This window comes from Streptomyces sp. NPDC048197, assembly GCF_043202395.1.
Classification (GTDB): Bacteria; Actinomycetota; Actinomycetes; order Streptomycetales; family Streptomycetaceae; genus Streptomyces; species Streptomyces siderophoricus.
This window is the reverse complement of record NZ_JBIDAJ010000048.1, coordinates 21,173-38,009: the sequence shown is the minus strand read 5'-3', so window position 1 is coordinate 38,009 and position 16,837 is coordinate 21,173. Positions and strand designations below refer to the sequence as shown.

At 73.6% G+C, this 16,837-nt stretch carries 17 protein-coding genes; 9 read left to right on the top strand and 8 right to left on the bottom strand.

The genetic code is table 11. The annotated features are described in order from the left end of the window. Window positions 1-5: 5 nt before the first annotated feature. The 3 genes from ACGF4C_RS36025 to ACGF4C_RS36015 all read right to left on the bottom strand — a co-directional run bounded on the left by ACGF4C_RS36025 (window position 6) and on the right by ACGF4C_RS36015 (window position 4,421). Window positions 6-1,724, bottom strand: a complete 1,719-nt coding sequence (locus ACGF4C_RS36025) for a DUF3492 domain-containing protein (protein ID WP_393572348.1) — start codon at window positions 1,722-1,724, stop codon at window positions 6-8. A gap of 205 nt (window positions 1,725-1,929) precedes the next feature. Further along, the gene (locus ACGF4C_RS36020; RefSeq protein WP_393572368.1) at window positions 1,930-3,183 is read right to left on the bottom strand and encodes a DUF3152 domain-containing protein; all 1,254 of its coding nucleotides are present in this window, start codon (window positions 3,181-3,183) and stop codon (window positions 1,930-1,932) included. 218 nt (window positions 3,184-3,401) lie between these two features. Then, on the bottom strand, window positions 3,402-4,421 hold the full coding sequence (locus ACGF4C_RS36015; RefSeq protein ID WP_393572346.1) for an alpha/beta fold hydrolase: 1,020 nt from the start codon (window positions 4,419-4,421) through the stop codon (window positions 3,402-3,404). 181 nt (window positions 4,422-4,602) lie between these two features. Between ACGF4C_RS36015 and ACGF4C_RS36010 the strand changes: the two genes are divergently transcribed. The 4 genes from ACGF4C_RS36010 (at window position 4,603) to ACGF4C_RS35995 (ending at window position 6,553) form a co-directional block, all read left to right on the top strand. Next, window positions 4,603-4,821 carry a hypothetical protein gene (locus tag ACGF4C_RS36010; RefSeq protein WP_393572344.1) on the top strand — a complete coding sequence of 73 codons (219 nt, stop codon included), beginning with the start codon at window positions 4,603-4,605 and terminating at the stop codon, window positions 4,819-4,821. 148 nt (window positions 4,822-4,969) lie between these two features. Further along, a complete protein-coding gene (locus ACGF4C_RS36005; RefSeq protein WP_360946957.1) occupies window positions 4,970-5,611 on the top strand; it encodes a TetR/AcrR family transcriptional regulator in 642 nt (213 codons plus the stop codon). 141 nt (window positions 5,612-5,752) lie between these two features. Continuing rightward, window positions 5,753-5,980: a DUF3107 domain-containing protein gene (locus ACGF4C_RS36000; protein ID WP_362140972.1), complete on the top strand. Its 228-nt coding sequence runs from the start codon at window positions 5,753-5,755 to the stop codon at window positions 5,978-5,980. A 282-nt stretch (window positions 5,981-6,262) separates the two neighbouring features. Beyond that, window positions 6,263-6,553 carry a hypothetical protein gene (locus ACGF4C_RS35995; protein WP_030413911.1) on the top strand — a complete coding sequence of 97 codons (291 nt, stop codon included), beginning with the start codon at window positions 6,263-6,265 and terminating at the stop codon, window positions 6,551-6,553. Window positions 6,554-6,596: 43 nt separating this feature from the next. On the opposite strand, the gene ACGF4C_RS35990 is transcribed toward ACGF4C_RS35995, so the two are convergent. Next, the gene (locus ACGF4C_RS35990) at window positions 6,597-7,334 is read right to left on the bottom strand and encodes a ferritin-like fold-containing protein (RefSeq protein ID WP_030804981.1); all 738 of its coding nucleotides are present in this window, start codon (window positions 7,332-7,334) and stop codon (window positions 6,597-6,599) included. 526 nt (window positions 7,335-7,860) lie between these two features. Here ACGF4C_RS35990 and ACGF4C_RS35985 point away from each other — a divergent pair. The 3 genes from ACGF4C_RS35985 (at window position 7,861) to ACGF4C_RS35975 (ending at window position 11,468) form a co-directional block, all read left to right on the top strand. Beyond that, complete coding sequence (locus tag ACGF4C_RS35985; protein WP_393572341.1) at window positions 7,861-9,909, top strand: DEAD/DEAH box helicase; 2,049 nt, start codon at window positions 7,861-7,863, stop codon at window positions 9,907-9,909. A 107-nt stretch (window positions 9,910-10,016) separates the two neighbouring features. Further along, a complete protein-coding gene (locus ACGF4C_RS35980; protein ID WP_393572339.1) occupies window positions 10,017-10,883 on the top strand; it encodes an alpha/beta fold hydrolase in 867 nt (288 codons plus the stop codon). Window positions 10,884-11,006: 123 nt separating this feature from the next. After that, window positions 11,007-11,468, top strand: a complete 462-nt coding sequence (locus ACGF4C_RS35975) for an SRPBCC domain-containing protein (protein WP_030804974.1) — start codon at window positions 11,007-11,009, stop codon at window positions 11,466-11,468. Between the two features lie 25 nt (window positions 11,469-11,493). On the opposite strand, the gene ACGF4C_RS35970 is transcribed toward ACGF4C_RS35975, so the two are convergent. Continuing rightward, window positions 11,494-12,420, bottom strand: coding sequence for an NYN domain-containing protein (locus ACGF4C_RS35970; protein ID WP_393572336.1), 927 nt, complete (start codon window positions 12,418-12,420; stop codon window positions 11,494-11,496). 202 nt (window positions 12,421-12,622) lie between these two features. Between ACGF4C_RS35970 and ACGF4C_RS35965 the strand changes: the two genes are divergently transcribed. Continuing rightward, window positions 12,623-12,775, top strand: a complete 153-nt coding sequence (locus ACGF4C_RS35965; RefSeq protein ID WP_199816409.1) for a hypothetical protein — start codon at window positions 12,623-12,625, stop codon at window positions 12,773-12,775. Window positions 12,776-12,863: 88 nt separating this feature from the next. On the opposite strand, the gene ACGF4C_RS35960 is transcribed toward ACGF4C_RS35965, so the two are convergent. From ACGF4C_RS35960 to ACGF4C_RS35950, 3 genes are all read right to left on the bottom strand, one after another. Then, a complete protein-coding gene (locus ACGF4C_RS35960; protein ID WP_030413917.1) occupies window positions 12,864-13,469 on the bottom strand; it encodes a MarC family protein in 606 nt (201 codons plus the stop codon). 228 nt (window positions 13,470-13,697) lie between these two features. After that, window positions 13,698-14,549, bottom strand: coding sequence for a PHP domain-containing protein (locus tag ACGF4C_RS35955; RefSeq protein ID WP_393572333.1), 852 nt, complete (start codon window positions 14,547-14,549; stop codon window positions 13,698-13,700). Between the two features lie 115 nt (window positions 14,550-14,664). Next, window positions 14,665-15,303 carry a DUF6758 family protein gene (locus tag ACGF4C_RS35950; RefSeq protein WP_030413919.1) on the bottom strand — a complete coding sequence of 213 codons (639 nt, stop codon included), beginning with the start codon at window positions 15,301-15,303 and terminating at the stop codon, window positions 14,665-14,667. A 212-nt stretch (window positions 15,304-15,515) separates the two neighbouring features. Between ACGF4C_RS35950 and ACGF4C_RS35945 the strand changes: the two genes are divergently transcribed. Then, window positions 15,516-16,832, top strand: coding sequence for an MFS transporter (locus ACGF4C_RS35945; RefSeq protein ID WP_393572330.1), 1,317 nt, complete (start codon window positions 15,516-15,518; stop codon window positions 16,830-16,832). Window positions 16,833-16,837: the final 5 nt, after the last annotated feature.

Genomic DNA, 16,837 nt, shown 5'->3' with positions numbered 1-16,837 from the left:
CCGCCTCATGGCACCGCCCAGCTCGGCGTCCGGCCGGCCGGTGCGGGGGCGGGCCGGGTGGCCGCGCCGGTGGCGGCCCAGCGGCCGGGGACATGGGATTCGGCGGGGTGGGCGAACGGCTGCGGTACGCCGTGCGCGTCCCGGTCCCGGGCGCCGGCCGGGCGGGCCGGGGCGTGCGAGATCAGTTCCAGGTAGATGCCACGAAATGCCGCGGTGTTCTGCTCCACGGTGAACAGTTCGAGTGCCCGGGCCCGGGCGGCCGCGCCCAGCCGGGCCCTGCGGTCCGGGGCGCCGAGCAGCGCGCCGCAGGCCTCGGCGAGCGCGCGGGGGTTGCGCGGCGGGACCACCAGCCCGGTGCCGCCGATGACTTCGCAGACCGCGCCGGCGTCGGTCGACACCGTGGCGCGGCCGCAGAACATCGCCTCCACCAGGGAGCGCGGGAAGCCCTCGACGACGCTGGAGAGCACCACTACGGAGGCGGAGGCATAGGCGTCCGCCAGGGTGGGCGCGTCGGGGCTGCCGAGTTCCTCGAAGCTGACCGGGTTCTCGCCGACGGTGACGGCATCGGCCGCCTCGTCGGGGAAGAGCTGGGCGGCCAGTGCCCGGCAGTGGGCGAGGTAGCCGGCCGCCCGGGGGTCCCGGCCGAGGCCGCCGATGATCCGGAGGGTGGCCTCCGGCTCGGCCCGGCGGACCTCGGCGAAGGCGTGCAGCAGCGCGACGAGGTCCTTGGCGGGCTCGACCGCGCCGACCCACACCAGGGTCTTGGAGTCGTCGGCCGGGGCGTCCGCGACGGCCGCGAACGGCGCGGCGTCCATGCCCGGGTGGACCGTGCGCAGCCGTTCCCGGTCCGCGCCGCAGCGCTCCTGCCAGCGCCGGGCGTGCGTGTTGCCGGGGGTGATCAGGGCGGCCTGGGCGTAGGTCTCGGCGGCCAACGCGCCCTGGAACGCGGCGAGCAGGGCGCGCACCGGGGCACTCAAGGGCGCCGCGGCGCGTGCCAGGTAGTGCTCGCGCAGCCGTACGCCGTACTCGGTGACCAGGAGCGGGGTGCCGAAGAAGCGCTTGGCCAGCAGGCCGGGGAGGGCGGCCGCGCCGCCGGAGGTGGCGTGGCAGAGATCGGCGCCGTCGAGGCCGGGGGTGTCCCCGTCGCCGTACCAGTCCAACGAGAGCGGGCGCAGGGCGCGTTCGAGCCGGTCGGCGACCGTCAGTAGGTCGCCGACCTGGGCGCCGTGCGCGGCGGGCAGGGCCCGGGGGCCGTGGCAGACCGATTCCAGCCGGCGCACGGCGTCCTCGGAGCGCAGCAGGGCGGGCAGCCCGCCGTCGTGGCGGGCCTGTTCGGCGAGTCCGTACAGGCCGCTGGCGAAACGGTCCGCCTTCCTGGTCAGGGCGTTTTCGGGGGGTGCCGAGGCAATCGCGGTCAGCAGGTCGCCGAAGTGCTCGGCGAAGCGGCGCCGGGCCCGCCGGCCGGGTGCCCGGCCGGGTGCCCGGCCGCGGCGCTCGTCCGCGGCCCGGTGGTGCCCGGCGGGGAAGTCGCCCCAGAGGGGGGCGTCGTGCACCCGGACGTGCCCGGGCGGCACGGGCCGGCCGCGTTCGCGCCGGGGGTCGGCGCGCAGGGCGTAGACCTCGAAGTCGTGGCCGGTGAGCCCGCGTACGAGCCGGTCGCACCACGCGTGCGACTCACCCGGCGCATACGGATAGCCACCCTCGGTGAGGAGTCCAATGCGCACGGCGGCACCCCCGTCCTCCCATGTCGGCTTCCCTGACGCGACGGCGGCACGACCGTCGACTGCAGGAAGACGCTATGCAAAAGGGCCGGTGGCGCGATGGACGGTTGTCCGTCGCGCCACCGGAAGGGGTGAAAGCACGTAACTTTCCGCCTCTTGGGGCGTTTCGACGCGCTATGTGATCGCTACGCCGCCCGCGCGCGCCCGCTCAGTGCGCGGTGGGATACGGCCAGGAGTTGGGCCGGCAGGTCACGCCGTCCGTGGTCAGGAACTTCGTCTGCTGCATCATCACCGGGGCGAGCGCGCCCTGCCGGGTGCAGCTCTCGTGGTTGTGCCCGAGCCGGTGGCCGACCTCGTGGTTGATCAGCATCTGGCGGTAGGCGTGCATCTTGTCGCGCCCGTAGGTCTGCGCGCCCTGCGCCCACCGGTAGGCGTTGATCATGACCCGGTCGGTGGCCGCCGAGTCGCAGGAGACGTTCTCCTCGTAGGTGTCGAGACCGGACTTGGCGCACCACTTCGCGGTGGTCCCCGGGCTCGCCAGGGTGATCACGAAGTCGGCCGGGCCGGAGGCCACGCGCCGGAACGTCCGCTGTCCGCCGTGCGCCCAACTCCGGTCGTCGTTCAGGGTCTTGTGCACCGCCTCGGCGAAGAGCGTGCCGTCCAGCGACAGTCCCTCCTCGATGTCGACGCGGTAGCGCAGCACCTTGCCGCGGCCGGGCGCCTCGGCGTCCCCGCCGACCGGCTTGAAGCGTCCGCTCGCGGTGAGGTGCGCGTCCAGCGGGAAGACCTGCGCCATCTGCTCGTCGTAGCCGGCGGGCTTGGCGTCCTGGGTGGGCCGGGACCGCGACCGCGAGGCCTCGTCACCGGCCGCGTCGGTACGGTCGTTGCCGCTGCGCGGCTGCGGGTCGCCGCCGTCCTTGTGCTGCTCGGCGACCTGGCCGGCGATGACGACGGCGAGCACGGTGGTGACCGCGGCGGCCGCCGCGCCGGTGAAGGTCCGGCCCTTGCCGCCCCTCCGTGCGCCGTGCCGCGGCTCGTCGAAGGCGGCGTCCGCGCCGGCCGCGAAGTCCTCGTCGGGGGCACGGTCCGCGGGCCCGGCGGGCTCGGGCACCCGTGCGCCCGCCGCGCCACCCGCTGCGTCTGTGGCGTTCGGCCGGCCGTACGCCACGGATGCGGCAGGCGTACGGACGGCGCCGGGCGCACCGGCCCGGAAGACATCGTCGTCGGCGCCGTCCACGTCGAGAGCGCCGCCGGGGCCGTCCGGCCGCCGGGGGAACTGCCCCGCGTCGAAGGCGGCCACGTAATCCCGCCGCGGGCCGCGCCCGGTGCCCGGTACTGCCATCGGCGGCGCGCCGGGGGCCATCTCCGCGCGCGGGCGGGGAATGCGCGGCGCGGCCTGCCCGGGCGTCCCGGGGGCGGTCCGGCCGGCTGCCGTCCCGGGCGTCGTCGGGGACGCCGGCATGCCCGGGAACGCGCCCCAGGCGCCGCCCGGTTCACGCTGTTCGGGGTGGCCGCCGCGGACCGTGTCGCCTCCGGCCGGCTCGCGCCGGCGGCGCCCCGGGCCGGGACCGGGGGCAGGTGCCCGGCCGGCCGGCGGACTCTGGCCGGGCGGCGCCGCGGACTGCGAGGGGTCTTCGGCCTCCGGCCGGTCTCGGCGGCTATGACGTCCCACGGGGCGTGTCAGCTCCTGCCCGGATCAGCGGTCACTTCGGTCATCCCGGAATCGAGCAGCTCGCGGACGGCGCGCGCCACCGCCTCCGGGTACTCCATCATCGCCACGTGCCCCGCCTCCGGCAGTGTCAGCAGCCGCGAACCGCGGAACGCCGCGGCCGCCCGCCGGGCCATCCGGAGGGAGACCAGGCGGTCGCGTCCACCGTAGACGAGAAGGGTGGGGGCGAGCACGCGTTCGGCCTGCCGCCACAAATTGTGTTGCCCGCCGAGCGTGTACGCGTTCACCAGCGCACGCGCCGAACGCTCCATCACCTCCCAGAAATAAGGGAGTTCGAGCCGCCGGGCGTACTCCGCGGCCGCGGTGTCGAAGCCCTCCGGGGTCACCCTTGCGGGGTCGCCGTAACAGAGGGCCAGCACCTCGCGGGTGCGGTGCTCGGCGGTCCAGTCGCGGGTGAGCCGGGCGAAGAGGGTGGCGATGCCGGGGACGGCGAGCAGTGCGGTGGGCACCGCCGTGCGCTGCGGCCGCAGCTCGGGCAGGGCCGGGGAGATCAGCGTCAGGGTGCGGACCAGGTCCGGCCGGGCGGCGGCCACGCGGGTGGCGGTCGTACCGCCCATGGAGTTGCCGATGAGGTGGACCGGGCCGCGGCCGGCCGCGTCGAGGTACCGGATCACCGCGCGGGCCTGCGCGGAGACGGAGTAGTTGCCGTCACCCGGTGGCGGGGAGTGCCCGAAGCCGGGCAGATCGAGCGCCTCGCCGTCCAGCCGGTCGGTGAGCAGCGGCATCAGCCCCGACCAGTTCATCGAGGAGCCGCCGAGACCGTGGACGTAGAGCGCGGGCTCGCGGTCCCGGGCCGCCCCCGGCCCGTCGGCACCCCGTCCTGCGGGCTGCCCCTCCGGCGCCCGTACGGTGAGCGTCAGGCCCGGCAGGGTCACGGTGCGCACCGTCTCCGCCGCGCCGGGCCGACCTGGGCCGGCGGGGGGCACCGGGAGGGCGGTGGTCGCGGTGTCCGGCGACTCGGTCGAAGACATGGAGTCGATGTTACGAGACGATCACACCCCCGATCGTGTGTTCGCGGTCACACACCGCATCGCGCCGTCGCGGCCGCTCTCCTACGCTCGTAGGCAGGGGCGGGCCGCCGCTGCCCCTGCTTTCCTGCCAGGCACCAGCCGACCGGCGAGCACGCGAGAAGCACCGAGAAAGGCAGTCATCATGCGTGTCGACCCGACAGACCCGGACACTTTCGTGGAAGACAGCGACACCGCCGAATTCGACGTGGAGGCGCCGGAGGCGGACGCCCAGGAGCAGTACGCCGAGCTCGCACCGCAGCGCGACGAGGCGCTGAACGGCATCGACCCGGCCGTCGCGAACGAGGCGGACCTCGCCGAGCAGGCCCGGGTCGTCGAGCTCAACGAAGACGAATACCGATGACCTGGGGCGTTATGTCGCATTGGCGCGCCGGGGCCGGCGAGAAATTCTCGGCCCGGACCGCGCACAGCCGGGTTACCCAAAAGTACGATGGCGGGCGCGGTGCACCACCTTGTACTGGCCGCGTAGGGAACGATTTCTGGGAGGCAGCGTGAGCGCCATCGAGCAGACCGAGGCGGCGCGCCCGCGGGGCACACGCCTGCCACGCCGCGCCCGGCGGAACCAGCTTCTGGGCGCGGCCCAGGAGGTTTTCGTCGCACAGGGCTACCACGCCGCGGCCATGGACGACATCGCCGAGCGGGCCGGCGTCAGCAAGCCGGTGCTCTACCAGCACTTCCCGGGGAAGCTGGAGCTCTACCTCGCGCTGCTGGACCAGCACTGCGAGGCGCTGCTGCACTCGGTGCGTTCCGCGCTCGCGTCGACCACCGACAACAAGCAGCGGGTCGCGGCCACGATGGACGCCTACTTCGCGTACGTCGAGGACCCGGGCGGCGCCTTCCGGCTGGTCTTCGAGTCGGACCTGACCAACGAGCCGGCGGTCCGCGAGCGGGTGGACAAGGTGTCGCTGGAGTGTGCCGAGGCCATAAGCGCGGTGATCGCCGAGGACACCGGCCTGTCGCAGGACGAGTCGATGCTGCTGGCGGTGGGCCTGGGCGGGGTTTCCCAAGTCGTGGCGCGGTACTGGCTCTCCTCCGGGAGCGCGGTTCCGCGGGACACCGCGGTGGCCCTGCTGACGTCGCTCGCCTGGAAGGGCATCGCCGGCTTCCCGCTGCACGGCAGCGACACGCACTGACCCTGTTCGCTGCGGGCGTGGTCCACGGCGTCCTGTGCGTCCCCGTACCGGGCTAATGTGTGCTGCGTACGGCGCGGATGGCCGCGCATCCTCCCCCCAGCGGTGCTGGGGGACCTGCAGACCGTCGGAGGGACAAAAGCCGTGGAGGTCAAGATCGGCGTGCAGCACGCGCCCCGCGAGATCGTTCTGGAGAGCGGGCAGTCTGCCGAAGAGGTCGAGCGGGCGGTGGCCGAGGCGCTGGCCGGCAAGTCGGAGCTGCTGAAGCTGGCGGACGAACACGGCCGCAAGGTCCTGATCCCGGCGGACCGGCTGGCCTATGTCGAGATCGGCGAGCCGGCCGGCCGCAAGGTCGGGTTCGGCGCGCTCTGATCGAGGGGCGCCGTGCGCGGCGCCCGCGGAGCATGAGGGCGGCGGCCCGGGGGACGCGTTCCCCCGGGCCGCCGCCTTTTTCCGTTCGTCCTGGTGGGCAGCCGTTCTCCGGCCCGGTCTCCGGCCCGCTGCGCTGATCGGGCAGCGGGGTGGCGCGCCGAGGGTTGCTGCCGCCGCCCCCTGGGTACGACCGCCTACGACCGATTTGTTCGCCCGACGGATCGGCGCACCGCGCCAGTGGCGTGGTGCCCGAAGCCCGCACGGAACGTGGAAGGGAAGAGCATGATCTTCGAAGCGCTCGGAGCCGTGGCCATCGGCCTCGCCATCGCGGTCTTCGCCATGCGCCGGCTGCCCGACCGCTTCCCCGCGCGCGGTCTCACCCTGGCGACCGGCCCGGTCGCGGCCCTGCTCGGCGCGTTGCTGACCCGCTCGATCCTCGGCCCCGGGCACCCCGTCCAGGTGATGCTCGCCGCGGCCGCCCTGGGCGCGGCGCTGCTGTCGGTGCTGGTGCGCCCGCCGCGCAGCCGTCTTCGGCGGCCGGCCGCGACGCTGAAGGGGCACCGGACGGCCTGAAGCGCCCGGCGGCCCCTCCTTCGTATCCTTCGTACGCCGCCGGTCAGGCCGCCAGGCCCAGCGCCGCCATCCGCTTGGTGTGTGCCTCGGTGATCCGGGAGAACATCCGGCCCACCTCGGCCAGGTCGAAGCCGTCGGCGACCCCGCCCACCAGCATCGTGGAGAGCGCGTCGCGGTCCGCGACGACCCGCTGGGCCTGCGAGAGCGCCTCGCCCATCAGCCGGCGGGCCCACAGGGCGAGCCGGCCGCCGACCCGCGGCTCGGCCTCGATGGCCGCCCGCACCTTCTCCACGGCGAAGGTCGCGTGCCCGGTGTCGTCCAGCACCGCCAGCACCAGATCGCGGGTGTCGGCGTCCAGCCGTGCCGCGACCTCGCGGTAGAAGTCACTGGCGATCGAGTCGCCCACGTAGGCCTTGACCAGGCCCTCCAGCCAGTCCGACGGTGCGGTCTGGCGGTGGAACTCGTCCAGCGCGGCGGCGAACGGCTCCATCGCCTCGTTCGGCTCGGCCTCGATCTGTGCCAGCCGCTCCCGCAGCCGCTCGAAGTGGTGGAACTCGGCCGAGGCCATCTTGGCCAGTTCGGCCTTGTCGTCCATCGTCGGCGCGAGCTTGGCGTCCTCCGCCAGGCGCTCGAAGGCGGACAGCTCGCCGTACGCGAGCGCGCCGAGCAGATCGATCACGGCGGCCCGGTAGTGCGGGTCGGCGGATGCCTGCGCCCAGTCCTGGGCGGCGATCCCGGTGTGTTCTTGCGCGTCAGCCGCGGCGTTGTCAGGCGTTCCCATGGCGGCACAATAGCCCGCTCGGCGGTCCGGGGAAGGTCCTGGTCAGCCAGTTCCGTTCACCCGTACGATCGGCCCGCCGGAGCGGGGTCCGGGCGGTGCGCGGGGACGTGACGTATTCCTCACTCATACAAGCCTTCGGATGGGGGCGCCGTATCCGGGGTACAGTGGTATTGGACCTGCCGAGTATCGGTGGGTCGTTCCACGAAGCGGATGCCCGGTCGGTGGCCCGATCGGCTCCAAACCGACCGCCCTCCCCCGCGGCGCGTACGAGACGTACGCACAGCAGGAGGCACACCGCTCGCGGCAGGAGCGCCTGAGCGTTGGCAGTGGTCCCGCGCCACCGGCCCCATCTGGCCGGCCCCGTACGAAACCGTGCGACGGTGCGGTACGACCCCCTTCGCCGCCTCACGCCGCGTCTCACAGAAGAGGCAAGATTCTGTCTACGTTCCGAGACCTCGGGATTTTTCCCGAGACCGCCGAGGCCCTGGAAGCCGTCGGCATCGTTTCCCCCTTTCCCATCCAGGAAATGACGCTCCCCGTCGCCCTCTCCGGCAACGACGTCATCGGCCAGGCCAAGACCGGCACCGGCAAGACCCTGGGCTTCGGGCTTCCCCTCATCGAGCGGGTCACCGTCCCGGCGGACGTCGAGGCGGGCCGGGCGCAGCCCGAGCAGCTGACCGAGGCGCCGCAGGCCCTCGTCGTCGTCCCCACCCGTGAGCTGTGCCAGCAGGTCACCAACGATCTGCTCACCGCCGGCAAGGTCCGCAATGTGCGGGTGCTGGCGATCTACGGCGGCCGGGCCTACGAGCCCCAGGTCGAGGCGCTGAAGAAGGGCGTCGACGTGGTCGTCGGCACGCCCGGCCGGCTGCTGGACCTCGCGGGCCAGAAGAAGCTGAACCTCTCGCAGGTGCGCGCCCTCGTCCTGGACGAGGCCGACGAGATGCTCGACCTGGGCTTCCTGCCGGACGTCGAGAAGATCATCCAGCTGCTGCCGGCCAAGCGGCAGACCATGCTGTTCTCCGCGACCATGCCCGGCCAGGTCATCTCGCTGGCCCGCCGCTACATGTCGCAGCCGACCCACATCCGCGCCACCGCGCCGGACGACGAGGGTGCGACGGTCGCCAACATCACCCAGCACGTCTACCGCGCGCACTCCATGGACAAGCCGGAGATGGTCGCGCGGATACTGCAGGCCGAGGGCCGCGGTCTGGCGATGCTGTTCTGCCGGACGAAGCGGACCGCCGCCGACATCGCCGACCAGCTCTCCCGGCGCGGCTTCGCGTCCGGCGCGGTCCACGGCGACCTCGGCCAGGGCGCCCGCGAGCAGGCGCTGCGCGCCTTCCGCAACGGCAAGGTCGACGTCCTGGTCTGCACCGACGTCGCCGCCCGCGGTATCGACGTCGAGGGTGTGACCCACGTCGTCAACTACCAGTCGCCCGAGGACGAGAAGACCTACCTGCACCGCATCGGCCGCACCGGCCGGGCGGGCGCCAAGGGCACCGCGATCACCCTCGTCGACTGGGACGACATCCCGCGCTGGAAGCTGATCAACAAGGCGCTGGACCTGCCGTTCGACGAGCCGGAGGAGACCTACTCCACCTCGCCGCACCTCTACGAGCAGCTCCACATCCCCGCGGGTACCAAGGGCGTGCTGCCGCGCGCCGAGCGCACCCGGGCCGGGCTCGCCGCGGAAGAGGTCGAGGACCTGGGCGAGACCGGCGGCCGCGGCCGCGGGCCCCGCCGGGGCGCGGCCGTCGAGGAGGAGCGTCCCCAGCGCACCCGTGCACCGCGGCAGCGCCGCCGTACCCGCAGCGGTGCGCCGCTGGACGGCCCGGCTGCTTCCGAGGCAAAGGCGACCGGGTCGCTCGACGCCGCGGAGGCCGCCGAGGAGTCCGCAGGTCCGCGCCAGCCGCGCCGGCGCCGGCGGACCCGTAGCGGGCAGGCCGCGGCGACGATCCCGGTGGCGGGTGCCGACCCGGCCAAGGACACGGAGGCCGCCGATGTGGTGGCCGAGGCCGCCCCGGTCACCCCGGCGCCCGAGGTGACCGAGGCCCCGGCCAAGCCGAAGCGGACCCGCACCCGGACCCGCAAGGCCGCCGAGGCCGAGCCGGCCGCGCAGGAAGCCACCGAGGCCGCCCAGGCCGTGGTGGACACCGTCGAGGGCGCCGAGGAGGCTCCGGCCAAGCCGAAGCGCACCCGGACCCGGAAGACCGCCGCTGCCAAGGCCACCACCGCGGAGGTCGCGGAGGCCGTGGTGGACACCGTCGAGGGCGCCGACGAGGCCCCCGCCAAGCCGAAGCGCACCCGCACCCGCAAGGCCGCCGCCAAGCCGGCCGCGACCGAGGCCCCCGAGGCCCCCGAGGCCGCGGCGGTGACCGCCGAGGCCGCCGAGGAGGCCCCGGCCAAGCCGAAGCGGACGCGCAAGACGGCGGCGAAGACCGCTGCGCCCAAGAAGGCCGCTGCGGCCAAGAAGACCGCGGCCGCGGCCCCCGCCGCCGTGGACGGCGAGGAGGCTCCGGCCAAGCCGAAGCGCGCCCGGACCCGGAAGACCGCGGCCGCCCAGCCGGCCGACTGACGCCGTACGGCCCGATCGACCGGACGACCCGGCCCCGCTCCCCGCGGGTGCCGGGTCGTTCGGCGTCCCGGCCCGGTTTTCCCGACCGGTCCGGTTAACCTCACCCCATGAGTAGGCCGCCCACCCTCACGCTGCCCCCGTGCGCCCGCGCGTACCGACTCGACACCGACCGCGGCGAGTTCGCCGTGCACGACGCCCGGCCCGACGGTGCGCCGATCGGGACCGCGCTGCTGGTGCCCGGCTTCACCGGCAGCAAGGAGGACTTCATCGCCTTGCTGGCGCCGCTCGCCGCGGCCGGGTTCCGAGCGGTCGCGCTGGACGGCCGCGGGCAGCACGAGTCCTCCGGTCCGCGGGACGAACGGGCTTACGGCCAGCGGGAGTTGGCGCTCGACGTACTGGCCCAGGCGCGGGCCGTGCAGCAGGCCGGGAACGGCCCGCTGCATCTGCTCGGGCATTCGCTGGGCGGCCTGATCACCCGGGCCGCGGTGCTCCTCGACGCCGCCCCGTTCCGTTCCCTGACCGCGCTCAGCTCGGGTCCGGGGGCCATCGAGACGTCCCAGCAGGCCCGGGTGCGGATGCTGATCGACGCGCTCGGCTCGCTGGGCATGGAGGACGTCTGGCGGGCGATGCGCGAGCTGGACCCGCCGGAGGCGGCGGACGCGCAGACCCCGCCGGAGATCGGCGCGTTCCTGCACCGCCGTTGGCTGAACACCGTCCCCGAGCAGCTGATCGCGACCGGCCGGCAGATGCTGGCGGAGCCCGACCGGGTGGCGCAGCTGGCCCGTACCGGGCTCCCCGTGCACGTCGTCTCCGGGTCGCTGGACTACGCCTGGCCGGTGCCGTCGATGGACGACATGGCGCGCCGGCTGTCGGCCCGGCGCACCGTCATCGAGGGCGCCGAGCACTCCCCCAACGTCGAACGCCCGGAGAAGACCGCCGAGGCGCTGACGGGTTTCTGGAGCGGGGTGGGGTAGCGCCCGGCAGTGGCATCCGGCGGGGTGTCGTCGGGACAGCGCCGGACGGTTCGGCGAGCATCGAAAGGAAGCGGGCGGGCCGCTGCGGCCCGTCCGGCACCGGCTGCCGACGAAGGGCCCGACATGACCGAGAACCCCCAGGACGACCCGCACGGCATCGCGCTGACCCGCACCTTCGACGCCCGCCGCGACCTGGTCTTCGAGGCCTGGACCACGCCCGCGCACTTCGCGTACTGGTTCGGCGGGGAGCTGACGGTGCCGGTCGAGCGGATGACGATGGACGTCCGGCCGGGCGGGTCGTGGAGTCTGGTCATGCACTCCCCGGACGGCAGTGAGCTGCCGTTCTCCGGGGTGTACCGCCAGGTCGTGCCGCCGGAGGCGCTGGAGTTCACGCTCAACGACGCCTATGCGCCGAGCAGTTCGGAGGGCGAGCTGATCAGGGTGACGCTGAGCGATCTCGGGGACCGGACGGAGATGGCCTTCCGGCAGCTCGGCGGCAACCTCACTCCGGAGCAGTACCAGCAGGCGGAGGCGGGCTGGACGAGCTTCTTCGACCGGCTGGCGGGACTCCTCGCCCGGGCCTGAACCGCCTCGGCCGCCCCGGGGCTCTCTACAGCTGTCCCTGTACGTGCTCCCAGAAGCCGTCCCGCAGCACCCGGCGCAGGTCGGCGTGGCCGCGCAGGGAGTGGTGCAGCAGCGCCTCGGCGGCGGTCAGCAGCTCCTGGTCGACGGGGCCGGGGAGGTAGGGATGTCCGGGCAGCAGTCCGGCCGCCCATTCCCGGCCGCGCTCCGAAAGCCACTGGGCGGCGACCCGGGCCCCGACGAAGCGGACCTCCTCCCGGCCGGGCGCCGGGCTCTCGCCGCCGGCCTGGTCTGCGGCGTCGATGCCGGTCCGCCGGGTGACGTAGGGCTTGCAGAAGTCCAGGTCGAAGACGCGGGTGCTGTCGGCCTCCCACAGCAGGGGTTCGGCCTGGTTGCGGCCGACCGGCGCCTCGATGCCCCACAGGTGGACCCGGGCGCCGTAGCCCTGGGCCGCCTCGACCGCGGAGACCAGGTCCTCGTCGCCGCCGATGAGCACCGCGTCGGTGATCGCCCGGTGCCGGGCCAGCGACTCCAGGTCCGAGCGGATCAGGGAATCGACGCCCTTCTGCTGGTTGTTGGCGTTGAGGTTGCCGAGCCTGACCTTCACGTCCGGCAGCTCGGCGATCCGCTGCTGCTCGGGGGTGTGGAGGCGGCGGCGGGCGCCGTCGTACCAGTAGACCCGCAGCAGCCGGCTGTCCGGGAAGATCGTCCGGGACCGCTCGATGAAGGACTCGATGATCCCTTCGGCGTCGAGCTCAAAGCCCTTGCGGTCCTCGGTGCCGGCGACGAGCTTCCCGGCGGCGGCGTAGACGTAGCCGGCGTCGACGAAGGCGGCGTGCACCGAGGGGGTCGTGCCGACCTTGGTGAGGACCCGGGCGAGCAGCTCGTTGGTGCGCGCCATCCCGGCGGCGAGCGCGGCGAGGTCGGTGGGGCCCGGGGGCTGGAGGTCGTTCATACCGGACCCATTGTCCGGGCGTCGGCTCGGCGGGCACAACCGCTCTACCTGCGAGTATTTAGACCGTCGAAAAATTTCTTTAGCGTAGGGAATGATTGCAGGGTGCGGGTCGTTGTACCTGTACGGACGGCGGGCGACGAGGCCCGGTGATCCGCACCACTCACGTTCTCCGCAGGAGGATTCCGACGAAGGGAGAAGCCTGATGCGCTTCGAGATCATGCGCCTGGACGACGTCGACGGCACGGCCGTGGACAGCACCGTCGTGGACGCCGCCTCCGTCAACCGGATCGTGCAGCAGGCCGCCGCAACCGGCCAGCGCATCTACATCCGCCCGGCCGACACCGTCGCCCGTTAATCCCTGGCCGCCGCAAGGCCACCGATGCCGCACCGCCCCCGTACGGAACATGCCGTACGGGGGCGCTGCCGTAGGTGAGGGCTGCCGCTCAGGCCGCCTGGATGACCTGCAGCACGCCGTTGATGATCTGCTGCACGGCCAGCGCGGACAGCATCATGCCCGCCAGCCGGGTCACCAGGACCACCCCGCCGTCCTTGATGACCCGGATGATCACCAGCGAGAACCGCATCACCAGATACAGCACCACATGGATCGCCGCGATCGCCGCCCACACGGAGAGCTGGGCCGCGAACCCGTGGGCGTGCTGCACGGCGAGGATCACCGACACGATCGCGCCGGGCCCGGCGAGCAGCGGCATGCCCAGCGGCACCAGCGCCACATTCACGTCCTTGGTCTGGGTCGGCTCCTCCGACTTCCCGGTCAGCAGGTCCAGCGCCACCAGCAGGAGCAGCAGCCCGCCCGCGATCATCAGCGCGGGCGTCGAGATGTGCAGCCGGCCCAGGATCTGCCGGCCGAAGAGCCCGAAGACGGCGATCACGCAGAAGGCGACGGCGGCGGCCTGCCAGGCCATCCGGCGCTGGACCTTGGCCGGCCGGCCGGAGGTGAGGGCGAGGAAGATCGGGGTGATCCCCGGCGGGTCCATGATCACGAAAAGCGTGACGAAAAGGGTGCTGAAGACGGCGACGTCGAACATGGTGCTGGCCTTGCGAGAGGGGTACGGACGAGCGGATCGGGACGGTCACGGGCCGGCGCGGGGCGCGCGGGCCCGGGAGTGCGACCGGGAGTGGAAACGGAAAGAGGGGGAGGAAGAGGGAGGGGCCGGTGGGCCGCGCGGCGGGCGCGGGCCCGCGGACCGGCGGACCGGCGGACCGGCGTCACGCGCGGTCGGTGCGGCGCGGCGGCCGGCGGCCCGCGGCGGGGCTCAGCCGCCCGCGCCGGGGACGGGGAAGGCGCCGGTGGCGCGGCGCACGATCTCCCCGTAGATCTCGGGGTCGGTGGTGCAGTCACCGAGGCTGCAGGTCTTGCGGCTGCCGTGGTAGTCGCTGGAGCCGGTGGTCAGCAGACCGAGGTCGGCGGCGAGCCCGCGCAGCCGGGCGCGGGTCGGCGCGTCGTGGTCCATGTGGTCGACCTCGATGCCGTCCAGGCCGGCCGCGGCGAGCTCGGCGATCGCGCTCTCCGGTACGCACCGGCCGCGCTTGACGGCCAGCGGGTGCGCGAAGACGGTGACCCCGCCCGCGGCCTTGACCAGCCGGATCGCGTCGAACGGGTCGAGCTCGTGCTTCTCCACGTACGCCGGGCCGTCGCTGGCGAGCCAGGACGCGAAGGCGTCGTTGACGGAGTCGACGACGCCCAGCTCCATGAGGGCGGTGGCGATGTGCGGGCGGCCCACGGCGCCGTCGCCGGCGATCCGTGCGACCTGCTCCCAGGTGACCGGGATGTCGTGCTCGCGCAGCTTGCCGATGATGGCCCGGGCCCGCGGCACCCGGTCGTCGCGGACCAGCTCCCGCTCGCGGGCGAGTTCGGGCTCCTCGGGGTCGAAGAGGTAGGCGAGCATATGGAGGCTCACCCCGTCGAGCCGGCAGGAGAGTTCGGCGCCGGTGACCAGCGTCAGCCCCTCGGGCAGCGCGGCCCGTGCCTCGGCGTGGCCGGCGACGGTGTCGTGGTCGGTCAGCGCGACGACGTCCAGCCCGGCGGCCGCGGCGCCGCGCACCAGCTCGGCCGGGGTGTCCGTACCGTCGGAAGCCGTGGAGTGGGTGTGCAGATCGATGCGCACGACGCGGACTCCAGACTGCTGCGGGACGGACGGGGGACCTCAGAAGGATAACCGGGCCGCCGGACGGTACGGCCCGGGCCGCCGGGCGGCACCCCTGCCCGGACGGCCGGCCCGGTCAGCTCAGGATGCGCGGGGAGAGTGCCCCGCAGGGCAGCAGGTCCACCTCGGCGCCCGCCTCGCGCAGGTCCGTCAGCACCAGTTCGTCGTACATCAGCAGCCCGGACTGCTCGGGCCAGGCGATCGCCCACAGCCACAGCCCGCGCGCCTCGCCGGCGAAGACCGCGCGGTCCGGCGGCGCACCGTCGACGTGCCAGAGCGGGGTGGGGCGGCCGGCGGCCAGCACCTTGCCGTGCGCGGGTTTGCCGTCGGACATGTGGGGGCCGGGGTCGGGGCCGTCGATGCCGGCGTAGCGCGCGCCGAGTCCGACGCCCAGTTCCTCTGCGACCAGGAGGAGTTCACCGGGTCCGCCGAGCGGTCCGGGGCCCGAGCAGGCCACCGCGGTCGCCCGGCCGCCGCTGCGGTCGTCGCCCGCGCAGGCCACGCCGGTGAACAGCCAGCCGACCGGCAGCGGCCAGGGCATCCAGACGGGGACCTGTGCGCGGTGCACGACGACGCCGAGCGCCTCGACGCTCGGCGGGACGACCGGCTGGAGCGGATGCACGGTGCCGTGCAGGGCGCACTGCCAGGTGTCGGAGAAGAGACCGGGCGCCCGCACCCGGCCTCCGCACTTCGGACAACTGGGTTCGCCCCTCATAAGGACCAACGGTCCTCCAGGGCCGCCGCCGCGTCAAGGACGATCACCCGACCGATGTGGGCGGAATCACTTGCCCCGCCCCGCACTTGACCGCTCCGGCATCCCGCGCCACCCACCCGGGGAGAACTAGTTGCAGCTTGCACTCTTTAGGGCTTCTAACTTAATATATGTAAACGTCAACGATCTCCGGCAACGGGAAGGGGAACCGCGGCATGAGCGGCACCACGAGCAGCGGCCACGGCGGCGGCACGGCGGCCGATCCGTTCGACGAGGGCGGCACCTCCCTGCTGCGCCAGCCGAAGGCCGTCTGGGCCACCGCCGGCGCCTCGGTCGTGGCCTTCATGGGCATCGGCCTGGTCGACCCGATCCTCCCCTCGATCGCCCAGGGCCTGCACGCCACCAACAGCCAGGTCTCCCTGCTGTTCACCTCGTACTTCCTGATCACCGCCGTCGCGATGCTGCTGACCGGCTTCGTCTCCAGCCGGATCGGCGGCCGCAGGACCCTGCTGCTCGGCCTCGCCTTCGTGGTCGTCTTCGCGGGCCTGGCCGGCACGTCGGACTCGGTCGGCCAACTGGTCGGCTTCCGGGCGGGCTGGGGCCTGGGCAACGCGCTCTTCGTCTCCACCGCCCTCGCGGTCATCGTCGGAGCGGCGAATCCCATAGGGGCCGCGCGAAGCGCGTCGGGCGAGGGTGGTGGTGGGCGACGGGCGGGAAGCGCGGCGGCGATCCTGCTCTACGAGTCCGCGCTCGGCCTCGGCATGGCCTGCGGCCCGCTGCTCGGCGCGGCCCTCGGCAACGCCAGCTGGCGCTACCCCTTCTTCGGCACGGCCACGCTGATGGCGGTCGGCTTCCTGTGCATCACGGCGTTCCTCAAGGAGCAGCCGAAGCCCGCCCGCAAGACCTCGCTGCTGGACCCGGTCAAGGCACTGGGCCACGGCGGCCTCGCCTCCACCGCGATCTCCGCCTTCTTCTACAACTACACATTTTTCACCGTGCTGGCCTTCACGCCGTTCGTGCTGAACATGACGCCGTACCGCTCGGGCGCGGTGTTCTTCGCCTGGGGCGTGCTGCTCGCGGTGTTCTCGGTGATCGTGGCCCCGCGCATGCAGGCGCGGTTCGGCTCGCTGAAGGTGCTCGGTGGCTCGCTGGTGCTGCTCGCCGTGAACGTGCTCGTGCTCGGCTACGGCAGCCACACCGCGGCCGTCGTCTGCACGATCCTGTCCGGCGCCTTCATCGGCGTGAACAACACCGTCTACACCGAACTGGCCCTCGGCGTGTCCGATGCCCCGCGCCCGGTGGCGAGCGCCGGCTACAACTTCGTCCGCTGGTTCGCGGCCGCGGCAGCGCCCTACTTCGCGCCGAAGATCGAGGAGTGGAGCAACCTCCACATCCCGTTCGTGGTCGCCGCGGTCACCGCGGTGCTGGGCGCGCTGGTGGTCGTCGTACGGCGCAGCGCGCTCACCCACGAGGCGGCGGAGCACCAGCCGCAGCACGCGACCGAGGACGGCGTCACGGCCTTCGCCAACTGACCGCA

Coding starts and splice junctions, on each gene's coding strand:
- ACGF4C_RS35975 (WP_030804974.1), top strand. CDS start 11,007: ATGACCGAGAACCCCCAGGACGACCCGCACGGCATCGCGCTGACCCGC.
- ACGF4C_RS36010 (WP_393572344.1), top strand. CDS start 4,603: ATGCGTGTCGACCCGACAGACCCGGACACTTTCGTGGAAGACAGCGAC.
- ACGF4C_RS35960 (WP_030413917.1), bottom strand. CDS start 13,469: ATGTTCGACGTCGCCGTCTTCAGCACCCTTTTCGTCACGCTTTTCGTG.
- ACGF4C_RS35970 (WP_393572336.1), bottom strand. CDS start 12,420: ATGAACGACCTCCAGCCCCCGGGCCCCACCGACCTCGCCGCGCTCGCC.
- ACGF4C_RS35990 (WP_030804981.1), bottom strand. CDS start 7,334: ATGGGAACGCCTGACAACGCCGCGGCTGACGCGCAAGAACACACCGGG.
- ACGF4C_RS35945 (WP_393572330.1), top strand. CDS start 15,516: ATGAGCGGCACCACGAGCAGCGGCCACGGCGGCGGCACGGCGGCCGAT.
- ACGF4C_RS35965 (WP_199816409.1), top strand. CDS start 12,623: ATGCGCTTCGAGATCATGCGCCTGGACGACGTCGACGGCACGGCCGTG.
- ACGF4C_RS35950 (WP_030413919.1), bottom strand. CDS start 15,303: ATGAGGGGCGAACCCAGTTGTCCGAAGTGCGGAGGCCGGGTGCGGGCG.
- ACGF4C_RS35980 (WP_393572339.1), top strand. CDS start 10,017: ATGAGTAGGCCGCCCACCCTCACGCTGCCCCCGTGCGCCCGCGCGTAC.
- ACGF4C_RS35995 (WP_030413911.1), top strand. CDS start 6,263: ATGATCTTCGAAGCGCTCGGAGCCGTGGCCATCGGCCTCGCCATCGCG.
- ACGF4C_RS36020 (WP_393572368.1), bottom strand. CDS start 3,183: ATGCCGGCGTCCCCGACGACGCCCGGGACGGCAGCCGGCCGGACCGCC.
- ACGF4C_RS36015 (WP_393572346.1), bottom strand. CDS start 4,421: ATGTCTTCGACCGAGTCGCCGGACACCGCGACCACCGCCCTCCCGGTG.
- ACGF4C_RS35985 (WP_393572341.1), top strand. CDS start 7,861: ATGACGCTCCCCGTCGCCCTCTCCGGCAACGACGTCATCGGCCAGGCC.